The sequence below is a fragment of the Fictibacillus fluitans genome (assembly GCF_030418125.1).
GTDB lineage: Bacteria > Bacillota > Bacilli > Bacillales > Fictibacillaceae > Fictibacillus_C > Fictibacillus_C fluitans.
In genome coordinates, this window is the sequence record NZ_JAUHTR010000002.1 from 210,979 (window position 1) to 236,110 (window position 25,132).

The 25,132-nt window shown below is 42.8% G+C and carries 6 protein-coding genes; all 6 read left to right on the top strand.

The window, feature by feature from the left end; genetic code table 11:
• Positions 1 to 3 precede the first annotated feature (3 nt).
• Positions 4 to 2,469 (top strand): alpha-mannosidase, encoded by a 2,466-nt coding sequence (locus QYB97_RS06330; RefSeq protein ID WP_301165134.1) that lies wholly within the window; start codon positions 4 to 6, stop codon positions 2,467 to 2,469.
• A complete protein-coding gene (gene xylB / locus QYB97_RS06335) occupies positions 2,447 to 3,985 on the top strand; it encodes a xylulokinase (protein ID WP_301165135.1) in 1,539 nt (512 codons plus the stop codon). The genes QYB97_RS06330 and xylB overlap by 23 nt, the downstream gene beginning before the upstream one ends.
• 585 nt (positions 3,986 to 4,570) lie before the next feature.
• Positions 4,571 to 9,064, top strand: a complete 4,494-nt coding sequence (locus QYB97_RS06340; protein ID WP_301165136.1) for an amino acid adenylation domain-containing protein — start codon at positions 4,571 to 4,573, stop codon at positions 9,062 to 9,064.
• A 77-nt stretch (positions 9,065 to 9,141) separates the two neighbouring features.
• Positions 9,142 to 10,518 (top strand): aminotransferase class I/II-fold pyridoxal phosphate-dependent enzyme, encoded by a 1,377-nt coding sequence (locus tag QYB97_RS06345; protein ID WP_301165137.1) that lies wholly within the window; start codon positions 9,142 to 9,144, stop codon positions 10,516 to 10,518.
• 28 nt (positions 10,519 to 10,546) lie between these two features.
• Positions 10,547 to 17,740 carry a non-ribosomal peptide synthetase gene (locus QYB97_RS06350; RefSeq protein ID WP_301165138.1) on the top strand — a complete coding sequence of 2,398 codons (7,194 nt, stop codon included), beginning with the start codon at positions 10,547 to 10,549 and terminating at the stop codon, positions 17,738 to 17,740.
• A 36-nt stretch (positions 17,741 to 17,776) separates the two neighbouring features.
• A complete protein-coding gene (locus QYB97_RS06355; protein ID WP_301165139.1) occupies positions 17,777 to 25,117 on the top strand; it encodes a non-ribosomal peptide synthetase in 7,341 nt (2,446 codons plus the stop codon).
• Positions 25,118 to 25,132: the final 15 nt, after the last annotated feature.

Here is a 25,132-nt window from a genome sequence, read left to right on the forward strand (position 1 = left end):
TTTATGAAAAAGTTGCACATGATTGGAAATGCCCACCTGGATCCGGTATGGCTTTGGCAGTGGCAGGAGGGCTTTCAGGAAACAAAAGCGACCTTCCGTTCCGCGCTGGACCGGTTAAATGAATACGATGATTTTATTTTCACTTCCAGCTCGGCACAGTTTTATGAATGGATTGAGGAGAATCATCCTGAAATGTTTAAGGAGATTCAGGAGCGCGTAAAAGAAGGCCGATGGGTGCTGTGCGGGGGCTGGTGGATCCAGCCGGACTGCAACATTCCCGGCGGAGAATCCTTTGTACGGCAAGGACTGCTCGGCCAGCGGTACTTTTCCGAAAAGTTCGGGGTTACTGCCAAGGTCGGCTATAACGTGGACAGCTTCGGCCATCATGGCATGCTGCCGCAGATTCTGAAAAAGTCCGGAATGGATGCCTATGTTTTTATGAGACCAGGGCCTGATGAAAAAGGTCTTCCGGGGCGGCTGTTTGTCTGGGAATCCAATGACGGTTCAAGAGTTACAGCTTACCGGATTCCTTTTGAGTACTGTACGTTCGGCAATATGTCTTCCCATATCGAGCTTTGCAAACCGGAGCTTACGTATGCAAAAGATGAGGGCATGTGCTTTTATGGCGTAGGTAATCACGGAGGCGGCCCAACAAAGGAAAATATTGAAGAGATCCGGTCACTGAAGCAAAGCGACCAGGAAACAGAAATCATCTTCAGTGATCCGAATCAATATTTTGAACAGATTAAAGGGAAAGAACATCTTCTTCCCGTGGTCCACGATGATCTGCAGCACCATGCGAGCGGCTGTTACTCCGTCCATTCGGAGGTTAAAAAGAAAAACCGTGACGCGGAAAACCGCCTCCTTGTGGCTGAGAAGTTTTCAAGCATCGCCTCGGTTATGACGCATCAGCCTTATCCGGCGGATTATAATCGTGCATGGAAAAACATCCTGTTTAACCAGTTTCATGACATTTTGGCAGGCACAAGCATTCAGTCAGCTTATGAGGACGCCAATGAAATGTACGGAGAAGCGCTGAGCATTTCTTCACGGGGATTGAATCATGCGCTGCAGGCCATCTCCTGGGACATTCAGATCGACGAAGAGGAAGGCATGAAACCGGTTGTCGCTTTCAACCCCCATGCGTGGGAAGTAACCACAGCTGTTGAAGTGGAATGGGGCATTTTTGGCAATTATGGATCCATTGCCGATGTTCATGTTGTGGATGCCGACGGGAATGAGGTGCCCCACCAGTTTATCAAGCCGCATGCCAAAGTACCGGGACGAAAACGCATTGCGTTTATGGCAAAGCTGCCGGCACTGGGCTATGCCCTTTATAAAATCCGGCCTGGCAGCAGTGAAACTATCCCGGCAGATGTAACGGGTCGGCCCAATACAATCGAAAGCGACCGCTATCATATTACCTTTGACAAGGAGACGGGCGGTCTGAACATTTATGACAAAGAGCACGAGCTGCAGGTTTTTGAAGGTCCTGCCGCATTGCCGGCCATTATAGACGATCATTCCGATACATGGGGGCATGGCAAGCTTCATTTTAACCAGCAGGGTGAATCTGCGAAATTGCTTCATATCAAGGTGATGGAGAAAGGTCCGGTCGTCCATGTCGTCCGGGTGACGACCCGATTCAATCAATCGACGATTACCCAGGACTTTACCCTGCATGCGCAAAGTCCACGAATCGATGTGAAAGTAAAGGTGAACTGGCAGGAGCAGCATAAAACGCTGAAGCTGCTTTTCCCTCTTAATCTGAACCACAGAACCAACACGTATGATATCCCGTTTGGCACCATTACCCGTGAGGCCAACGGGGAGGAAGAAAGCATGCAGCAATGGCTGGATGTTACGGGCACATCCAAAAGTGTGAAGAAAAGGTATGGAGTCAGTTTGATTAATGATGGTAAATACAGTGCAGATATCCTGGGAAATGTGGTTGGACTGACGGTTTTGAGAAGTCCTATTTATGCCCATCATGATCCATATGAAGTTCAGACCGATGAATCCTATACCTATATTGATCAGGGCATGCAAACATTTACGTACAGCATCCTTCCCCACACGGGCGGATGGGAGTCAGCCGGGACGATTCGTGCAGCGCATGAGGTGAACCAAAAATGCCCGACGGTGGTGGAAACCTATCATCAGGGCCGCTTACCGGCAACCCATTCCTTCTTATCGGTGGATGCGCCGAATGTGATTGTTACCGCGCTGAAAAAATCAGAGGATGGCGAAGGGATTGTCCTGCGTTTATACGAAGCCCATCAAACGGAAACCGTTGCGAGCATCCATCTTCCTGAATCGGAGCGGGAAGTTGAAGTTTCGTTCAAGCCCTGTGAAATTAAAACACTCTACATTCCACTGGATGTTACAAAGCCTGTGCTGGAGACAGATCTGACGGAATACAACGGCGCACCCCTCAGGAGTCATGATGAACTGTTACTTAGGAATTGACCTTGGAACGTCTTCGTTAAAAGTCTTATTAGTGAACAGCAGAGGGGAAGTGGTGAGTGCCTCATCAAAAGCTTATCCCATCCATACCCCGAGTCCGAACTGGATGGAACAAAACCCTTCTGACTGGATTGCTGCGCTTAAGAAAGCCATTGCCGAGATAAAAGAAAACAATCCGGTGGAGTACGGTGAATTAAAATCCATAGGAATGACAGGGCAAATGCATGGCATTGTTCCGGTGGACCAGGAAGGCGGAGTTTGTTCACCTGCCATTATTTGGAGTGATCAGAGAAATGAAGCTGAAGCTCAGCAATTAAAGGAATGGTATTCCACAGAACAGTGGGTGGATACCACCGGAAATCAGCCGAACATCAGCTTTTCTCTGGGTAAAATCATGTGGTACAAAAGGCATTATCCTGACCTGTATCAGAAAACCGATGTCTTCCTGCTGCCCAAGGATTATATCCGCATGTACCTGACCGGAAGCAGGGAAACGGACTATACCGACGGATCTGCGACATTAATGATGGATCTCTCCAAAAGAGAGTGGTCAGATGACATTTTAAGCAAGGCCGATATCGAAAAGAACAAGCTGCCTTCACTCTGTGAATCTACCAAAACGACAGGGCAGGTCACAAAAGAGGCAGCCATGGAGCTTGGCCTGGCAGAAGGGGTACCGGTTGTTTGCGGATGCGGGGATGCCCAGGCCCAGGCCATCGGAAACGGAGTGATGGAGGAATCGACCTGGCTGTGCACAATTGGAACCAGCGGGCAATTGTTTGTGACAAGCTCTGAGCTGTTCAACCAGTCAAAGGACACCATTCATACGCTCTGCCATCCGGAACAAGCGAAATGGGCGGTTATGGGTGCGACCCTTTCTGCCGGAGCCTCCTTATCCTGGCTTGCAGCACAGCAGTACAAAAACCAAATCCCGATCAAACAATTAATGGATGAAGGAAGCAATGCCAGAAAAGACAGGGGAATTCCCCTTTTTTGGCCATATCTTGCGGGGGAGAGAACACCGTATATGGATTCCGGAGCCAAAGGCGCTTTTATCGGGTTTACCGCCCAATCTACCAGGGCCGAAACGGTCAGGGGCTTGATTGAAGGTGTTGTTTATTCGTTGTACCATTCCATGGAGTATCTCAAAGGCCGGACGGGCTGCACGCCTGAGCGGCTGGTCCTGTCCGGAGGCGCCACCCTGCATCCCCTGTGGGGGCAGGTGGTGGCTGATGTTTTTGGAATTCCTGTACATGTCAAGGCCAGTAAGGGAGGCGCTGCGCTCGGTGCGGCGATGCTTGCTGCCGTTGGTGTGAAGGATTTTCCATCGTTAACAGAGGTTATGGATCATTGGGAGCTGGATAAAAGCAGCTTTGTCTTCCATCCGGATGAAAAGGAAGCACCTTATCATCAAAAGAGAATGAACCTGTACATAACAGGCTACGGACAGATGAAGGAGATCTTCAACGGCCTGCACGGAATGATGGAACCTCATGAACAGGAATCATTATCTTTATAATTGTCATCAAAAACGGTTGACCATATAATCTTGGTCAGCCGCTTTCTGTTATTTCTTAAATTGAATGGGAGAGGGATACTTACAATGGCTTCTCCTCCCTGGCCGAACGAAATCTGATGTATGTAGTAATAATGACCTTGATTTTAATCTAAATGGAATGGTAATAAATTACTACTAGGTGTTTGTTTTTCTTTTTTTTATTTTTGTAGAGCATTTATTCATTTCATATCTTTGAAGCATTAACAGTCAAATAAATTTTAATTATAAAAATTAAGTTGGTGAACAAGCGAAAGGCAAATAAATAAAACATTCTTTTAGTCGAGATGTTAGTGACTATCATTATATTTGAAAAATTAATGGGTTCTTTAGTGGAATTAACAAGGTACAAAGACTCTCTTCAGTTATCCGACTTTTTAACCTTGTCAATTGGCAGGCTTTCCTAATGCTGATTCTAATGGAACGTGATATTCGGATCAATAATAGTTATATATTACCTTATTTGTGAATAGGTTCTAGACCTAGGTAATTCTTCATGGTATTATTTGGTTTGCATGCTACTTGTGAGGGAAGGTATGAGGGATTTATATGATACCGAACGAAAATGAAAAGTACTGTTATGCGTTGAGTCATCCGCAAAAGAGGATTTGGTACAATGAACAATTGTTCCCTGAAACGGCGATTCACCATATTTGCGGTATAGGAGAAATTAGGGGGAACATCAATGTTTCCCATCTTATAAAGTCTATCCAATCCGTCATTCAAAATCATCAGGCGTTTCAATTTAATATGTCCCGGAGGCAAGAAGAACCAGTTCAGACATTATCTTTTCCAAACGTTTTTAATCTTAACTTTATGAATTTTACCATTTATTCTGACCCATTGGGTGAATATAATAAATGGCTTCAAACTCAGTTGAAGAAACCACTGCTTCTCCATGGTTTCCCATCCTATTTTTTCGAGGTTTTTAAAATTTCGGATGATCATTACGGAATATTTGCCAAGCTGCATCATTTATTTTTTGATGGATGGTCAATGCAGCTTTTGACAGAAGAGATTAGCCGTGCTTATGAAAATGTGACCCTTGATCACTTGCCGCTATATACAAACTTTATTGATCGGGAAACGAAATACCTTACATCAAAAAGGGCTGAAAAAGACCGGTTATACTGGAACCATAAGTTTAAGAACATCCCCGACCCCATATTTCACGTAAAGCCTGGAGAGTTACAGGCAAAACGAAAGTCCTATTCCATAAACAAAAATCTGACATCATCCATCCATGAATGGATTAACAACTATAATTGTTCCATTAATGATTTCTTTATGCTTTTGATTACGATATACATATACAAAGTATACGGGATGCAATCCTTTACACTTGCTGCTCCTGTCTATAATCGAACAACCTCTCACGAAAAAAAGACAATTGGTATGTTTACAAGCACCTTGCCTTTGCTCTTCACCATAGATCCCAATTACTCAGTTCTTGAAATGCTTTCGCTGGTAAAAAAGGAAATTCGCCAAACCTATCTCCATCAGAAATATCCATATGATCTGCTGATTCAAGACCTTCAGTTAAAAAAACGCGGTTATGATTCGTTATTCCAATTAGCTGTAAATTATTATCCTTTTTCACCTGTATCTCTACTATCGGACAACCCTTTTACGTTGATTGAAATGCACCCCGGGGAACAAGCGCTTCCCATGCAACTGATTATAAAAGAGTGGGAAAAAGGACAGCTTTCGATAGAAATCGATTATCAAACATCCGTATTTACTGAAGACGATGTCCAAAGTATGTTTTGCAGGTTAATAGAAACGGCTAATACGGTCATACATAACTCTGAAGAAAAAATTCGAAATATTGGGATATTAACACCCGGCGAAAAATTAAGATTGCTTTCCGAGTTCAATCAAACCAAAAGAGAATACCCGCATGATAAAACAGTCATCCATCTTTTTGAAGAACAGGTTCAAAAGGCACCTGAAAAGACAGCAATCAGTGACGGCCCTGTTCAATTATCCTATGGGGAATTATATGAACAAATGAACCGGATTTCTCATTCCCTGATCAGTTCTGGAGTTAGAAAAGGGGATAAGGTTGGGCTGCATGGGCCGCATTCGATCGATCTGGTGGCAGGAATATTGGCCATTCTAAAAATAGGTGCTGCTTATGTACCGCTTGAGCATACATATCCTGCCAAACGCTTGGCAGATATTATTTTTGATAGTGGCCTTAATCATGTATTAACCAACCAAACTCTTCCGGCAGAAGTGGACTATAAGGGAGAAGTTCTGCAGCTGCAAAAAATGGATGATGAGCCGGGACCAAATCTGTTCAATGTGGGGATGAGTTCAGAACCCGCTGAAACTGCTTATATGATTTATACGTCAGGTTCGACAGGGAAACCAAAGGGCGTAAGGGTTTCGCATAAGAATCTTACAAACTACTGTTGGTGGGCGAACAAAAAATATGTCCAAGACGAGACAGAAGTGTTTGCACTTTATTCATCTTTATCCTTTGATTTAACGCTAACCTCCTTGTTTGTTCCTTTAATTGGAGGCCATGAGATTCAAATTTACAAAGAGTCAGAGGAGGATTTTGTTTTATTCCAGATCCTTCGTGAAAATAAAGTATCTGTTTTAAAGCTTACTCCATCCCATTTATCACTGATAAAGGATTCTGGGTACGAAAATACCTCTCTTCAAACGTTGATCGTCGGTGGTGAAAATCTAAAAAGTGTAACAGCACGTACAGTGCAGAACCAATTTAATCAGGAGATTAAAATTTTCAACGAATATGGGCCAACGGAGGCTACTGTAGGCTGTATGATTCACCACTTTGATCCTGCAAAAGACACGGGTGTCTCTGTTCCAATCGGGAAACCGGCGGACAATGTTCAATTATATGTATTGGATGAACAGCAACAGCCAGTACCGGAGGGAAGCACAGGAGAACTGTATATCGCTGGTGACGGGCTTGCAAGTGGTTATTGGCGACGACCTGACATAACGGATAGCCATTTTATTCCTAATCCTTTTCAGCATGGTAAAAGGATGTACAAAACGGGAGATTTGGTTCGCTTCATGGAAAATGGTCTTCTGGAGTACATAGGCAGGAAAGACCATCAGGTCAAAATCAATGGATTCAGGATTGAACTGGAGGAAGTTGAAGCAAGACTGTTGGATGTTAAAGAAATAGATTATGTTCATGTATTGGATCGGACTCTTAAAGATGGAAGAAAGCAGCTCTGTGCCTATGTCGTTTTGAATGAGGAAATGGATACATCAGCTCTTAAAAAGATATTATCTCATTCTCTTCCTGCCTATATGATTCCCGTTCACTTCATAGCTTTAGATCAAATTCCCTTAACGACGAACGGTAAAGTAGATCGATCCAAGCTTCCTGAGCCGGTATCCCCGTTAGTTGTATCGGAGGGAATGATACAAATGTCAGAAGCCGAACAAATTTTAGTGGATGCACTCCGGGATGTATTAAGAGTAGATACTATTGAGCTCATTCATGATTTCTATGAATGGGGGGGAGACTCCATTAAGGCTATTCAGTTGTCCTCCCGTTTAAAACAACGGGGATATTCCCTTAAAACAAAAGATATTCTGGCCAATCCTCAAATTGGACAGATGGCTTCCTGTATGAAAAACAATCAGCAGCGTAACATGGATGATCAACCCGTTGAAGGCGAGGTGGGGATGTCTCCCATTCATTCATGGTTTTTTGACCAGCATTTCAGTCAGCCCGACTATTATCATCAGTCTATCTTATTGGAATTAAGCGACTGGATGGGTGATCACGACCTAGAGTCAGCATTCCAGGAATTGGTCAGGCAGCATGACAGCTTACGTATGAACGTTCGCAATAACACTGTTCTTTTCTATAATCCTATTCATTTAGAGAAAGATTTCCAATTAAATGTTTTTGATCTTTCGGCAATGGAATATGCCGAACAGATGATAGCGATTGCTGAAATGGGTAGACATCTCAAATCGGATTTTGACCTTGAGTCCGGATTACTGATAAAAGGAGCCTGCTTTGACCTGGGAACTCAGGGGAAACGATTGTTGGTTATTGTCCACCATCTTGTGATCGATGGTGTCTCGTGGCGAATACTTCTTGAAGATTTTGCACTGATTCTTTCCGGCAAACAGCATGGAAATGACAACCATCAATTAGCAAAGACGACATCTTACCGTAACTGGGTTGAAAAAGTTAACGAGTATGCACAAGAAATGCCCAGCAAGCACACTCAGCATTGGGGGTTACTTGAGGAACAATTTCTTCGGAAGACGAGGTTTGATTCGCCTCATTCCCCAGTTTTAATGAGGGATACGCTAACATCACATAAAGCAATGGGCCGGGGATTAACCAAAAAATGGCTTCTTGATGCCAATACAGCCTATCAAACGGAGTCCGTAGATCTCCTGATTGCCTCTCTCGCCATGGCCCTGCTGGATATGAGTAAGGATCGATGTATTGTAATGCAGCTCGAAGGTCATGGAAGAGAAGAGTTTAATGAAGAAATTGATATATCACGAACCGTTGGATGGTTTACAAGCATCTATCCAGTCATGTTTGAATTGCCGGATAACAGCTTGGGTGAGCAAATCAAATATATAAAAGAACAACTCCGAACGGTGCCGAACAAAGGCTTTGATTATCTTATCAATCGCTACTTGAACAATAAGAATATCGCCGCCGGAAAATGGGAACATCAAACCGTTCGTTTTAACTATCTTGGAGATTTTGAGGGCCTGGAGGTTCCTGGGCTGTTCACACTGGCCGATGAAACGATTGGATTGGATACCGGCCCAGAGAATCATTTAAATGTACAATTGGATGTTTCAGTTTGGATTTTAAAAGGGGAAGTGCATTTTTCAGTAACGTATGGATGCAGTGTATACACGGAGGAACAAATCACTGGATTACTGAATCTTTGGAGTGAAAAATTTATTCAAATTATTGAACATTGCACCAGCAAGGAAAGCACTGAATACACACCATCAGACTTTGAAACGGTGGGGCTTGATCAAGAGGAATTGGACTTTTTATTAATGGATTAGATAAAAATACTCTGGGAGAAAGAAGTGTTTCTGTGTCGATAAATGCTTATTACAACGATAAGATGGAGAATTTGGAAATGTATCAGCGTTTGATCCAATACTGGAGCATTATTTTTGAACGCCGCGAAAATATCAATGTACTGGATAACATGAATTTTAACATCAATCTTTTCCAAGAAATCTTCACAAGAAAAGAGATGGCGGAACTACATCCCATCGAACCAGGTTACACATCTCCAGACGGCTATACGGAAATGAATGAGGTAATCAGGGCCCTTGAATTAGCAAGATTGCTTAAACGTGCTCCTGAAGAGGAGAGGGAGAAGAAAGAACAGCTTGTAAGACAGGCTGGAGTAGGATGCGGAAACGGCTGTACAAACGTCATGAATGGAATCATTCATTCAATTTTAAAACACAAGCAGGAAGAAAATCGTTTAGAACAGCCGGAAGTCATTCTAATTTTGCCCAATTACACGGTTTATACAGCACAGCTGTCTAACTTACAAGGAAAAGTGACTCCACGGTACATTCATACAAAAAGGGAAAATGATTTTCTGCCAACCAGTGAGGAAATTAGGAGCGCTATTACTCCTCAGACCGCAGCAATCGTAATCACTTATCCTAACAACCCGGCCCAGTCCACGTATGAAGGCGATAATGTTCAGGAATTAAAAGAAATTGTCGCAATATGCCAGGAAAATGAAATTTTTCTAGTGGTTGATAATATCTATCAGGACCTTGTATTCCCTAAAGAACGTGGATTTACAGAAATTTTTAATCTCACAGATCGTTTGGATTACGTGGTAAAGGTATATGGATGCTCGAAAGATACACCTTTTTATTCAGGATATAGAACAGGCTATTGGTTTGGGGATCCGCGTCTTTCAGAGAAGTATAAGTACATGATTTCCTCCTCGGAAAACAGCTTGAGCACTCCATCATTGGTTTACTTTGCTCTTAATTTGTATTTTAAATATCTATTACTCATTAACAAAGAACCAAAGCTTGAGGATATGAAGTTCTTTTCAGAAGGACTCTTTGGCTGGAGTCAGCTTATAAATGAGAATGATTTATTCGAAAAAATAATGGAGTTGGATTTATTTTCTAAATATAAAACCCGTATTCAGGCATCCAATCAAATTCAAGAGGAAGCACTGCGTAAAGTTACGGAATTTGTCTCACAGTCTCATGTATTTTCAGATTATATGAATCAACAAATCGGTAATGTCTTTTTTATTAAACTGAATCCGGAGCTTCATCAAAACAACGACGATGAATTTTTTAAGAAGTTGTTCCACGAAGCGAAATGCGGAGTGCTTCCTGGTAATGTCTTTGGCATTCCCCGATGTGATAATGAAACCTGGTTCCGCATTACTTTAATTCATGACCATGTTGATAATATCATTCGAAATTTGAGGAAAATTGAGGAAGTTTATCAAGTGCACTGTGTCTAATAGCTTAATAGCGAACGGGGGAGAGAGCATGACCCAGCCATTAAACAAAAGTCTGGTAGAAGATATTGTTGCCTTGTCACCGATACAGGAAGGGATTTTATATCATTGTTTAAAAAGCCCGCAGCTTCCACTGTATATCAGTCAAGTTTCCCTTCAGGTGGAAGGACGAATTGAAACCCATTTCATTCAGGAAGCCTTTGACCGGGTGGTCCAGGAAAATGAATGTTTGCGTTCCGTTATCCGTTGGGAAAAAATCAGCCATCCTGTCCAAATTGTTATGAAAAAAGTGAGCGTTACGATTCAGGAAGAGGATCTTTCACTCTTATCAGCTTCTGAAAAAGAAATAAAAGTTAAGCAAGTTCGGGAGCGAAAACAAAAAGAGGGGTTTGATCTGTCGAATGGTCCCTTGGCGGGGATTGTTATATTTAAAGAACAGCCTGGCCGGTATCAAATACTATTTCAATTTCACCATATTATTCTAGACGGCTGGTCTCTTGGAGTCATTCTCAGTGAATGGTTTAAGACCTATGATTTGTTGCTTAGAAATAAAAAATGGTCACCGGGAAGTAAACCGAAGTACAAGTCATATATTAAGTGGCTGCAGAACTATAATCAGGACAAAGCATCTGAATTTTGGAAGGAAGAACTATCCTCATTCTCTTCTCATACCAAGCTGCCTTATCAGATTAATAAAAGGCACAGCGGAATGGACAATTCATGTATTTCTCTCTCTTTTTCGGATTTATTGCCGAAAGTAGAAGTATTCTCGAGGACGTATGGAGTAACCATTAATGCAGTAATTAACTCAGCATGGGGGTTATTGCTGCAGCATTACAACGATAGTGATGAAGCCATTTTTGGGCTGACCATTTCTGGAAGGCCGGATGAATTGCCCGGGGTGCAGCAGATTGCTGGCTTATTTATTAACACGATTCCATTTATTACGAGAAAAGAAGAGAACTCAACAATAGTTGAGTATATTCGTGGTATACATCAACAAATGATTCGGTGCAAGTCAGCAGAACAATTGCCTCTCAGTGAAATTCAAAGATCTGCGGGCTTGAAAGGAACAGAGGCATTATTCAATCACATCCTGGTATTTGAGAATTATCCGCTTGATCAGCAGTTGATGACTGGCGCTTTTTCTGACTTTAAAATTACAGGCTATAAAGAGGCAGAAATAAATCATTATGATCTAACGGTATCTTTTCTTTTAGCTGGAGATCCGGAATTAAAGCTCGAGTATAACGCTAATCTATTTGACAGACAAACCATAGAGCAGATGGGCAGGCATTTCCTCTCTGCCATGAGTCAACTCATCTCCCGTCCGGAAGAGCTGGTTAACTCATTGAGCTTAGTCACTGATGAGGAATACACTCAGTTACTGAAACAGTTTAATGATACTGAAACAACGTATTCTAACCAGGAAAAAGCAGTCTATGAATTGTTTGTGCAACAGGCGAAAAGAACACCTGATGAAACTGCTGTTATTTTTCAGCAGGATAGCTTATCCTACCGTGAATTAGCAGCAGGAGCAAACCGGCTGGGCTGCCATTTAAAGCAGCAGGGTGAAGGCGAAGGCCATATTGTTGCCATTCTTATGGATTGGTCAACGGAAATGATAACAGCCATTATGGGGGTCCTCGGTTCAGGCAGTGCATATCTTCCAATTGATCCCGGCTATCCGGAAGAGCGAATACGCTATATCGTGAACAACAGCCGGGCTCAAGTGATAATAACTTCTGAGCAATATTCTGCAATGGCCGCCTCCCTTGTCCCCAATACGGTTATTATGGCCAAAGGTGATTTCAGAGCAGGCACTGGCAGCGGTAAGGTGTTATCAGGACACGGTGAGAAGCTTGTTGATTTCCCTTTGGCATATGTGATTTATACTTCTGGTTCCACAGGACAGCCGAAAGGAGTAATGATTGATCAGCAAGCGTTTACTGAATTTGTGCTATGGGCTGTTGAAGAATATGAGCACAGAGCAGGCTACCAGGTATTACTCTCTAACTCATTCGCTTTTGACAGTTCCATTCAGCAAATATTTCCGCCTCTGGTCACCGGCGGTACGCTGCATTTACTTCATCCAAGTGTACGGATGGATGCCAGACAATATTTACGCTACTTAAAAGAGAAGCGCATCAATAATATGGATGAAATCCCCGTGCTAATGAATGTTTTAGTGGAAGCTGCAGCAGAAGAATACGAAGGGCCGTTGTTGGGGGACTTAACCTCGTTATCGCTGGGAAGCGAGTATGTTCCGATTAGCCTGGTTAAAAAATGTAAAAAGTATTTGATTTCGGATGGAAAGATTATTAATGGTTACGGGCCAGCAGAGACGACAGTTGAAACATGTACCTACCATTTTACAGGAGAACAAGATGAAATATCTCTTGTTGGGAAACCCCGAAGTAATCTTAAAGTTTATATAGTAGACAAAAAAAACCGTCTGTGTCCAATCGGGGTTCCGGGTGAAATTTGTGTTTCCGGCCTTGGACTATCAAAAGGATACCTTAATCAGCCGGAGTTAACGGCAGAAAGGTTTATTTCGAATCCTTTTTCAAGCATTTCAGGAGATAAAATGTATAAAACTGGTGATGTCGGCCAGTGGATGCCTGATGGCAATGTTCAGTATATCGGACGAATGGATCATCAGATTAAAATCAGGGGCTACCGTGTAGAACCAGGGGAGATCGAAGAAACACTCCTTACACATCCTCTTATTCATGATGCAGTTGTTGTTGCTCAGAACCGGAATAACTTTCATGTGCTCTGTGCCTTCTTAAAATCATACGATGCTCCTGCTCAACATGAGTTAAAACGTTTTTTAGCAGATGTTTTACCAGATTACATGGTTCCAAGCTTCTTTCAATTTGTAGATGAATATCCCAAAACCCCTAATGGGAAGGTCGACAGGAGTGCTCTGGAAAGAAGTGATACGGGCGGATTCAAAGAGCAGAGGGACACGAGTATGCCTCGTCATGAACTAGATGAAAAACTGGTCAAGATTTGGGAAAGCGTCCTTCAACTGCAGCATATAGGAGTTCATACTAATTTTTTTGAAATTGGCGGAAATTCCATTCAGCTAATGAGAGTGTTTAGCAAATTAAAAAAGGAAATGCCTGATGTAACGATAGATATTAGCGACTTTTTTTCATACAACACCATATCCGAACTGGCAGACTATATACAAAAACCGAACGAGAGCAAAAAGTCTGTACTGTTGTCAGATAGCAAGAAAGACCGTGCTAATGAAACAAAAAATCAGGATATAGCCATTGTCGGCTTGGGTATTCGACTTCCTGGAATCACAGGGCCAGATGAATTCTGGAAGTTACTCGAGAACGAAAAGAGTACCATTCAGGAAATTCAGACATCCAGAAAAGAACTGGACCCTAAAGGCTTTGAAGAGAAGAATTATTTACGCTATGGATATCTTGAAGATATTGATCATTTTGAACCTCAATTTTTTGGTATTACACCAAAGGTTGCAAAATATATGGATCCCAATCAAAGAATTATGCTGGAAACAGCCTACTTTGCTTTGGAGGATGCAGGGTACTCCAAGGAAAAGGTTAAGGATCGGCCGATTGGAGTCTTTATGGGTGCAGTATTGCCGGAATATCACCACTTCTTAAATATACGAATAGATGAATTGCTCTCTAGTAATCTTCCTGCAAACTTAGCGGGCCGTTTATCCTATCATTTCGGTTTTAACGGTCCGTCACTCGTCATTGATACAGCGTGTTCTTCTTCCCTGGCTGCTCTTCATTCAGCGATGCAATCCTTGCGGAACGAGGAATGCGAAATGGCAATGGTAGGTGGAATCCACCTCGATGTAGCACCTGTCAGACGGGAAGAGGCTATGGAATCCAATATTGTCTCCCCGACAGAGAGCTGTAAAGCATTTAGCGAAGACGCCGACGGTACAATTGGTGGAGAAGGATGTATATGTGTATTACTGAAACCATTAAATCAAGCATTAACAGATAACGACCGGGTCTATGCTGTTGTAAAGGGAAGCGGAGTTGTTCAAGATGGGGCCCGTTCAAACGGCATAACTTCCCCAAGTCCTGATGCACAGGCAGAAACATTACTGAAAGCCTGGAGAGATGCAGGTATTGATGATCCAAAGACCATTTCCTTCATCGAGGCACACGGGACCGGAACCAAAATCGGCGATCCGATTGAAGTAAAAGGAATTCAGAAGGCCGTTCAATCCTTTACAAATGAAAAACAATTTATTGCTCTTGGATCCGTTAAATCAAATATCGGTCACTTGGATAGTGCGGCAGGATTAGCAGGACTGGCAAAGGCTGCTTTAAGCTTGAAGAATGGACAAGTCCCAGCCTCCCTTTACACCAAAAAACTCAATCCATTGATTCACTTTGACAAATCACCGGTGTTTATAAACAAGGCGTTAACTCCTGTAGGGGCAAACGGAGACAGTCCGCCAAGAGCCGGAGTAAGTTCTTTTGGATTAAGCGGGACGAATGTGCATGTCGTTTTGGAGAAATATGAACAATTAGCAGAAAAGGTCGACAACCTTTCAGCAGGGCCATATTTAATGACTCTCTCTGCTTCTACTGAAAACAAGCTGGCTAAAAAAATCCAAGACTTGCAAACTCTTTTGAAAGAGAGAAACGGGCAGCAGCTAAAGGATATAAGCTATACATTAAACTGCCGCAGAAGTCATGAGGAATATCGTTTTGCGGCAATTGCCAAAGACACTTCTGAGCTCATTCAGCAATTGAATGGTCCTTCGAAGATCAGCAGTGAAAATCAAGAATCTGTACTCACTGTACAGCTGCAAGATTATGAGACAGGTTCAGAGCAGCTGTATGAAGAACTCTGTCAGTCAGGATTTTTTAACGATGAAGAATTGAAGAAATACAGTCTGGAGATTGATCGATATCAGGAGAATGAACGGTCAGCGCGTTTGGCTAAGTATGTATCCTTTTTATCAGGAATAGTTCAGTTATTGCGTCATACTGGACTGACTCTCAATATTACAGGCACAGGAATCGGGGCCTTAGCAGCGGATTACATAAATGGCGGTTCCACGTTGAAACATGTCATTGACAGCTGGGAAGAAGGAAACGAGAGGAGTTCCGTACAAGAAGGGTATCAAGAAGGCATGCTCCTGTCTATTGGTCATGCTTCTAACCTCAATGCTGGACAGCAAAAGGCAGATTTATATTTACATGAAGCAAAGAGAGCTGCCATCCTGCAACTGTTGGCAAAGCTATATTTGTCAGGAATGAATATGAACTTCAAACCTTTGCAGGAAGGAAAGGTCGTTTCCTTGCCTGTCTATCCCTTCCAGCGAAAATCATATTGGCTGGATATGAATGAGATTAATAATCAAAAAGTACTGCCGCGTGATGAACAGAAGAAGAGTTCGTTAAACTCGGTCAGTCATTTGCTTCATCATTTAGCATGGAAGCCTAAGGAACTAACAAGACAAAACAGACGTCCGCTTAGAGGGACTATCGTAATAGCCGGAGAGCATTCCGATTTAGAAAATTTACTGGCCAGCCAGTTGAGAAAGGAAGGCCGCTCTGTTCTTCAAATCCAGTATGGACCTGAGCATACGGAAAAAGAAACAGAGCAGCTCCTTCACGAAATAAAAAAAGCTGGAATTCCTATGGGGGCTTTCATTTATTTATCAAAGGAGCGAACGGAGAAAAGTCTTCACGACCTGCGCTATCCTAAATCTGATCATTTATCAGCTGTGATAGAGGCACAGCTGCAAACCATTTTAAACACTGGGAAAATCCTTGCTGCCCAAACGGAAGAAGGCCCTTTACCGATGTTCCAGATCACCTTTAATGCGGATAAAGTAGAGCCTTCTGATATACCGGTAGACCCTTTGCAAAGCTTAAACGTTTCATTAAACCGCAGTTTAAATAGAGAATACCCGCAGCTACAAGCGTATTCTATTGATTTCTCAGCTTATGATCAATCATTGGAAGCCATGGTAGAACGTATTGTTCAAGAAGTAACGTGGTATCAGGAAATCCGGGAAATTGCTTACCGTGGCAGCAATCGATATGTTAAGCAGCTGCAACGGAAAGTACTTGATCAGCCGGAACGAGACATGTTCCGCAAAAATGGCGTTTATGTAGTCACAGGAGGGGCAGGAGGTTTAGCGGCAGAAGTCTGTCGTTCAATTGCCAATAAGGTTAATGCTACCTTCCTTTTGCTTGGACGATCCGCATATGAGCAGTTGAGCGAAGAACAGCTAACGAATATGCGTGAGCTTAAAGCATTGGGAGCTTCCGTTGAGTATTTTTCAGTCAATATTGCTGATTTCAGTGCACTTCAGCAAATGGTTAAACAAATTAGCAGCACCTATAAAAAGATAGACGGGGTCATTCATACGGCAGGAGTAATGGGTAACCGTGTACCATTTGGGGAAGCGTCCCTCTATGATTTTAAGCGTGTCTTTGAATCGAAAGTATATGGAACGGTTTACCTTGATTATCTGCTGCGGGATCAGATGCTGGATTTCTTTATTCTGTTCTCTTCTGTTGATGCAGTTCTTTCAGAACAAAACATTGGTCCCTACACAAGTGCCAATCATTTTATGGATCAGTATGCACTGCATCAAAGGCAATTAGGGAAAAATTTCATTTCCGTTCAGTGGGGTGGATGGCAGCTGACTGGAATGGGGGACGCAGCAAGAAAAGGAAAGCAGGAATCACTTATCAATGAAATTAAGCGTTTATCTCTGCTCATCCTTGGCTTTGAGCGCCAGGATGGATTACTTTCGTTTCATCAGCTTGTAAGTTCAAATGCCAGTCACACTCTGGTGACAGGGTTGAACACTCAAGATTTACAAGAAATCAAGGATTTATCCTTTTTTGAGTTGTCTAGTGAACTGCAGATTTTGTCAGAAAAGAAACCAGAACATAATGCTGAGCCTGTCACTTTAGAAAGCATTACTGCTTCAGTCGCATCCTTATGGAAAGAAATTTTGGAATTGGATGAAGAGCCTGGTTTGAAAGAGACTTATTTTTCATTGGGCGGTGACTCGATACAAGGCCTGGATATAACAGTGGAGCTCTCCGAATTGTATGAACTAGAGCTGGATGCCAATATTCTGTTCCGTCATGAAACGATTGAAGCATTGAGTCAATATATTCACGAACAATTAAACAAATCCACGCAAAAAGAGGTTAGCTTTCCCATTCCCAAAGCCACACCGCTATCCTAAATGGATAAGAATAGACGAGGAGAGGATGATCGCTTTATGGGAACAAATACGGTATCACTATTCAACAAATATGAAGTATCTCATACACAAAAGCGCTTTTGGTTTATTGACCAGCTTGACTATTCGAAGGATGAATCCATTCGTTCCATGTCGCATGTGTCAACGGTATTTACGTTATCCGGAACGCTGGACCTGGCCGTATTTCAAAAGTCCATTCAGGATTTGACAGATCGGCATCAAGCCCTGCGCACTTGCTTGAAAGAAGAAAATGGAACTCCTTTTCAACTTGTGTACCACAGGTTAAATATGCAGGTGAATGTTGAAGAAACGGATGAGGACCATCCGGAAGAACAGCTGGAGCAACAGATTCAAAATGAGCTCAACACGCCGTTTAATCTGGAGAAGCCGCCGTTATTAAGGGTAAGGCTGTACAGAGTATCAAAGGAGAAGCATGTTTGTCTTGTAATGGCTCATCATATCATAGCAGATGGTTTATCCATTGATATCCTGCTTGCTGAACTCATGGCATTGTACCGTGCCAATCTGTATCCGGGTTCAACACCACATCCGGCATCAGAGGTTCAGTATAGTGATTACGCTCATTGGCATAACAGTCTATTGAATTCTCCCGATGGAGAAATGATCAGACAAAAGGAATTTTGGTCAAAAGCCTTAGGAGAGCTGCCAGACCTCAATTTTCCTGTTGACCGTCAGCGTTCCACTGTACCCTCCTATGAGGGATCTACCGTTCCTTTAGTGATCGAAAGTGAACTGCTCTCTAAGTTGAAAAAGGTGTGCGAGCAATTGGATGTAACCTTGTATATGTTTTTGTTGGGTGTGAAGAATGTGCTGCTCGCCAAATATACGCGAAACAAGGAGATTATTGTTGGAACTTCTTTTTCCGGACGGTTTCATCCAAGTCTGAATCAGGTAATTGGAAGCTTCATCAACACCCTGCCGATCCGAAATGATGTGAATGGTGAGGAGTCGTTTACTTCTTTTGTGAAACATATCAAACAGAATGTGCTTAATGTACAAGAAAATCAAGCATATCCCTTTGATAAAATCGTTGAAGATTTAGGGGTGGAACGTAATAGCAGCCGAAATCCGATATTCGATGTTGTGTTTGAGATGCACACTCTGCATTCCGACAGCAAAACGGTTCAGGAAATTGCACCGGGACTGTTATTATCATTCGAACATTCTTTAAACCCGATACGATATTCTCCCTTTGATTTTGCCTTTGAATTGTTTCAAAAAGAAGGAAAGATAGAAGGCTATATTCAGTATGCAACCAGCTTATTTAATCAGGAAACAATGGAGAGGCTAGGCGGTCACTTCCTTCACATTGTTCAGCAGGTAGTCGACCAGCCATCTGTGCGCATCGAGGAAATCGATATGCTGTCAGCGGAAGAAAGAGATCAAATTCTTCTGGAGTTTAATCAATTGTCTCAGGATTTCCCAACAGATACTGCATTTCCTTTGCTGTTTGAGAAGCAGGTCCAGCGAACGCCAAATCATATTGCAGTTACTTTTGAAGGAACAAGCTTTACCTATCAAGAGCTGAATGAAAAGGTCAATCAAACAGCAAATTATTTGATCAGTTCTGGAGTTGTTTCGGGGAAAGTGGCTGCCGTAATGTGCGAACGCAGCGTTTATTGGCTGACCTCTTTATTGGCTATTTTAAAAAGCGGGGCGGTATACGTCCCCATAGACCCCAATCTTCCAGATGAACGGGCAGCATTTGTGTTAAATGATTGCGGAGCTGAATGTTTATTTACACAAGAAAGCCTTCTGGATCGTGTAGCGGGAATGGAGACAGCTTCAGCTTTAAAAGTGATCTGTCCAGATGCACATTTAGCCAGTTTGAATGGTACCTCTTCTTACGATCTTGTTACAGGAGATCAGCTGATGGAAGCTCCAACTGCAAATCCAGAGGTAGATCCACGTTCTGACCGATTGGCTTATATGATTTATACATCGGGCTCAACAGGCAATCCGAAAGGGGCCCTTGTCCGGCATAACGGAATGATCAATCATCTTTATGCCAAAATATTTTCTCTTCAATTAACTGAGGACGATGTGGTTGGACAGAACGCATCCATAAGCTTTGATGTATCCATTTGGCAATCACTCGTTGCGCTTCTTGTTGGAGGAAAGACCTCTATTATATCTTTTGAAACGGGACGCGATCAGTCTCTTTTGATCGAGCACTTGATAAAAGAAAAAGTAACGATCATTGAAACGGTACCATCACTATTATTTGCTTTTCTCGATACTGCGAAAGGGATGAAGCCAGAGGAACGCTTTCTAAATTCATTGCGGTGGATGATTGCAAATGGAGAAGAGCTGCCGGTTAAACTGGTGACGAGCTGGTTTGACATGTTCCCTGAAGTTGCTCTAATCAATGCGTATGGACCAACCGAATGCTCTGACGACGTGACACAGCATGTTATGAGGAAAGAGACACAGAACGAGAGTGTGTTAGCGCGCACTAGAATACCAATAGGAAAACCGCTTCCGAACATGCGTCTTTATGTGGTTGACCAGTTTAATCAATTGGCGCCAGTGGGAGTAAAGGGTGAAATATTGATTGCTGGCATAGGAGTAGGAAGCGGTTATTGGAACAATGAAATCCTCACTCAAAAGAAATTTATCGAGAATCCATTTGCAAGAAATACGGATGAAAGCACCGTGTACCGTACAGGCGATCTTGGGTGCTGGCTGCCTGATGGAAGCCTTGAGTTTTCCAGCAGAATAGATTTCCAGGTGAAGGTTCGTGGTTTCAGGATCGAGCTGGGCGAGGTGGAGGCTGCTGTTAATCGTCATAGGCTGGTTGATGAAGCTGCAGTTGTAGTGAAGAAGCAGAAAAACGGAGATTCAATGCTGATTGCCTTTTATACCAGCAAAGAAAAACTAGAAGTAAATGAGCTGCGGGAATATCTTCAAACCAAGCTTCCTTATTATATGGTTCCGGCTCAAATTACGGGGATTTCCAGTATGCCTTTGCTGACCAGTGAGAAAATCGATCGAAAGATGCTTCTTCAATGGGCAGACCAACAACTGGCGTCTAGCTCCTTATCTTCTAGAGGATTACAGACAGAGACTGAACAAGGTGTAGCACGGCTATGGGAGGAAATTCTTGAACAAAAGCATATTCGTTCAGAGGATAACTTCTTCCATATTGGAGGACACTCGATCAGCGCGGTAAAACTAGTTAACCGCATTCGGGAACAGTACAGTATAACAATGCCGCTTCAGCAGATTTTTATTACTCCAGTCTTAAAGGGTCTGTCAGCAGCGATTGATCAGGAAGTGGAAAACCATTCAGCTGGCGGGCAGCAAAGTAAAGTGGACCACAACAGCCTCAGGCGTTTCCCGGAAAAGGAAGTATATGAACTTGCACCGGTCCAGCTCCCGGAATGGTATTTGCACCAGCTTGAACCTGAGAACCCATTCTATAATGTAAGTTTTGATTTGATGTTCTACGGTGAAATGAATCTCATGGCTTTCGAACAATCCTGGCAAGCATTAATTAATCGTCATTCAGCGCTGAGACTGCGTTTCATAAATGAAGAAGGGTCTCCTAAACAGGTGGTCTCCCAAACACTTGAATTTACAATATCCAGCATATATAAGGATCGAAAACATGTTTTAACTGATGAAATGGACCAGGATATACGCCAACTGGCTTACACGCACAATAATCAAATTTTTGATTTTGAAAATGGGCCACTATTTTCTGTACAGCTGGCAGAATACAGAGACAATCAGTTTTTTATGATGTTTGCAGCTCACCATATCATTTGGGATGAGACGTCATCCATGAATCTTGTTTCTGAATTCAGTGAACTGTACAACACCTATTGTAAGAATGAAGCTGTGACGCTTCCAGATCTAGAAGTGGAATATACCGACTATGCTGAGTGGATGAATAACAATATCAAAAGCGGAGTGCTTGAGGAACAAAAGCATTACTGGCTGGAAAAGTTTAAAAATGTACCTCCGGCCCTGGAGCTGCCCACTGATTTTCCGCGTCCGCCTGTTGTTACATTTAATGGAGGGACGGTCTTAAACAAAATAGATGTTGAGTTGCAAAAACAAATTTCTGAATATTGCCAGAAAAACCATATTACCTTATACATGTTCCTGCTATCTGTACTTAATTTGCAGCTGCATCGTCTAAGTGGCCAACAACATTTTGCGGTCGGTTCACCTATTGTGAATCGGGATGATATTAAGCTTGAACGTATGCTCGGTCTTTTTGCAACAGCCATTCCACTTGCTTGCCAGATCGACGAGGGTATGACATTTACTCAACTGGCGAATCAAAGTAAACAAAATGCGATTGAAGCTTATGATAACCATCTCTTCCCGAGCAACCTGGTTATAGAGGAGCTTCAAACAGTAAAGGATTTATCACGCTCAAAATTATTTTCTGTGATGTACGGGCTGCAAAATAACAAACAAAACCTGCTTAAATCCTTACACTTTGAAGGCTTGTCCTTTAATCCCAGAATGTATGATTTTATCGAAACCAGTTCCCGCTTCGATCTATCCTTTGCTTTTGATGAACTGGAGGACAGGATAGAGATCAATGTGAATTATAATTCGGATTTATTTAAGCATTCGACCGCTGAACGGCTTACAGAGCAATTTATACAGTTGGCCAAACAAGTAACCGTAAATCCTGATCAATTTCTTCATCAGTACGAAATCGTATCTGAGAAAGAAAAGCAACAAATGAAGCTATGGAATAAAACTGAACAGGATTTCCCTGATCAACTGTGTGTGCAGCAATTAATTGAACAGCAAGCCGCCTTGACACCGGAGGAACCTGCCGTTATTGAGGGTGGCAAGACATTCACCTACAAGGAGCTAAATGAACGGGCCAATCAGCTGGCACACCTGCTAATTGATGAGGGCATACAGCCAGAAGAACGTATTGGAATAACATTGGATCATTCTGCAGAGCTTATTATTTCCTTGCTTGGTGTCATGAAAGCTGGAGGTGCCTATGTACCGATTAGTCCGGAACTTCCATTGTCTCGGAAACTCCAGATCACGAAAGAGGCATCCATAACACGGATTATTACGGACTGTTGGTACGGACCCAGTCTTAAGGAATTTAAAGGGTCCATTATGGAGTTAACAAAGGAAGAGCTTTTGGAGGGATATCCTGCTGAAAATGTTCTTACAGGGTTAAGTCCATCAAATCTAGCTTATGTTCTCTTTACCTCTGGTACCACTGGCAAACCGAAAGGGATTGAAGTTGAACACCGCGGTGTGGTAAGCCTGTTAACTTGGCTGGCGGAGGCTTATCCCCTTACTGCCGGAGATTCTATCCTGTTTATGACTTCCTATTCATTTGATGCCTCACTTTTAGAAATATTTTGGCCGCTAACTCGGGGAGCGAGAGTTGTTATTCCTCAAATGAAAGAGGCTAAGGATATCGAAGCTATTGGAAACCTCGCTCATCAGCACAACATTTCGTTTCTTCAATTTGTGCCGATTATGCTGGATGAGTTTATAAACGCGCGGAAACGTAATGTAATTCCAGATCTTCCTCATTTGCGATATGTCATTTGCGGTGGTGCCCCGCTCACACGTAAGATTCGAGATGGTTTTATGGAGCAGTTCAAATGCAGCCTGAACAACCATTATGGTCCGACAGAGGTGACCGTGGATGCTACTGTATTTGATTGCAGTCTTGACTTTGAAGGAGAGATTGTTCCGATTGGTAAGCCGATTTCAAATAGTAAAACGTATGTGCTGGACTCTTTTGGAAACCAAGTGCCAATCGGAGTACCCGGAGAGCTGTGTGTACAGTCTTTTGGGGTGGCGCGAGGCTATTTGAATGATCCGGCAAAAAACGCGGAATGTTTCCGTGAGGGTTCATTTGATAAGGATGAACGACGACTTTATAAAACTGGAGACATCGTAAAGCTGACAGAGGAAGGAAATATTCAATATATTGGCAGGCTGGATAATCAAGCGAAGGTACGCGGCAACCGTGTTGAACTGGAGGAAGTGGAAGCGGTGCTGATGCAGAATCCTGAAATTGGACAGGCGGCAGTTCTTCACCGAAAAGATGAAGGTCATGATGAATTGATTGCTTATGTGGAACTTGACGGCAGCCTTCAGCCATTTTCAGCAAGGCAGCTTAAGATGTTTACTTATCAACAGATGCCAAATCTCCAAGAAAGTATGAATGCTCTGCACCGTCAAGCCTGGCCGGAATACTTTCTTGGTGATCGTGTCATGGTAGAAAATTGGCCTAAGCTTTATAAAAGATTTCCTGATTACCAGTTTTCTATTATTCGAGAAGACGGTGAAATCGCAGCTGTAGGCAACACTGTGCCAGTTCAATGGGATGGTTCAGTGGAACAGCTCCCAAATGGCTGGGATGAAGGGCTGTTACAAGGACTTCATGAAGCAGGGGAGCACAATTCACCTGATACCTTGCTTGTCCTTGCGGGGGTTGTTAATGAAAAGTATCAGGGGCATGGCCTTGCATCCATCCTTATTGAAGCTTTTAAGCATATGGCTCATGGACAATCCTTAAAAAGAATCATAGTTCCAGTACGCCCTACTGGAAAAACTCAATATCCAGACCTTGATTTCCCGGAATACTGCAGCCTGTTAAGAGAAGACGGACTGCCTGTGGATCCATGGCTTCGATCGCACATTCGTGCAGGAGGTAAAGTTCTGCAATTAGCAGAGAAGTCTCAGGTCGTGGAAGGTACAATTGAGGATTGGAAACAATGGGGGCTTACAGACTGTACTAAAGCCGGCAGCTATCATATACAAGATACTCTCCAGCCCGTTTGGATGGATCCTGATAATGATCGTGGGGTCTATTATGATCCGAGTATCTGGGTGCAGCATTTCCTGCATGAGGATATGGACGTTAGATGGACGCCAATCCATGCTGAACAACTTGAAGGTAATATAAAAAGAAGACTGCCTCATTACATGGTGCCTAATCAAATTGTATTCCTGAGGGAACTGCCAACGAATGCGAATGGAAAGGTTGATAAAAAAGCCTTAGCCAAGCCGGAGTTTATTCCATCATCCAAACGTGATTTTATTCCGCCTCAAACGGATTTGGAAGCTGAAATTCTCGATATTTGGATAGAGGTATTAAAACTCGATGAAATTGGAGTGACTGAAAACTTCTTTGATCTTGGCGGTCATTCTTTAAAAGCTACCGCCATCCTGGCAAGAATAAATGCATCGCTACAGTGTAATCTGACACTCAGGGAGCTGTTTGAAGGCTTGACCATTCGGCGTCTTGCACAAATGATTGAACAGAAGAAAACCAATCCTAAGAGTGAAGGCCTTTCTTTTAAGAAGGTTGAGAGACGCAGAAGATAGCTTTCAGGTGTGAAA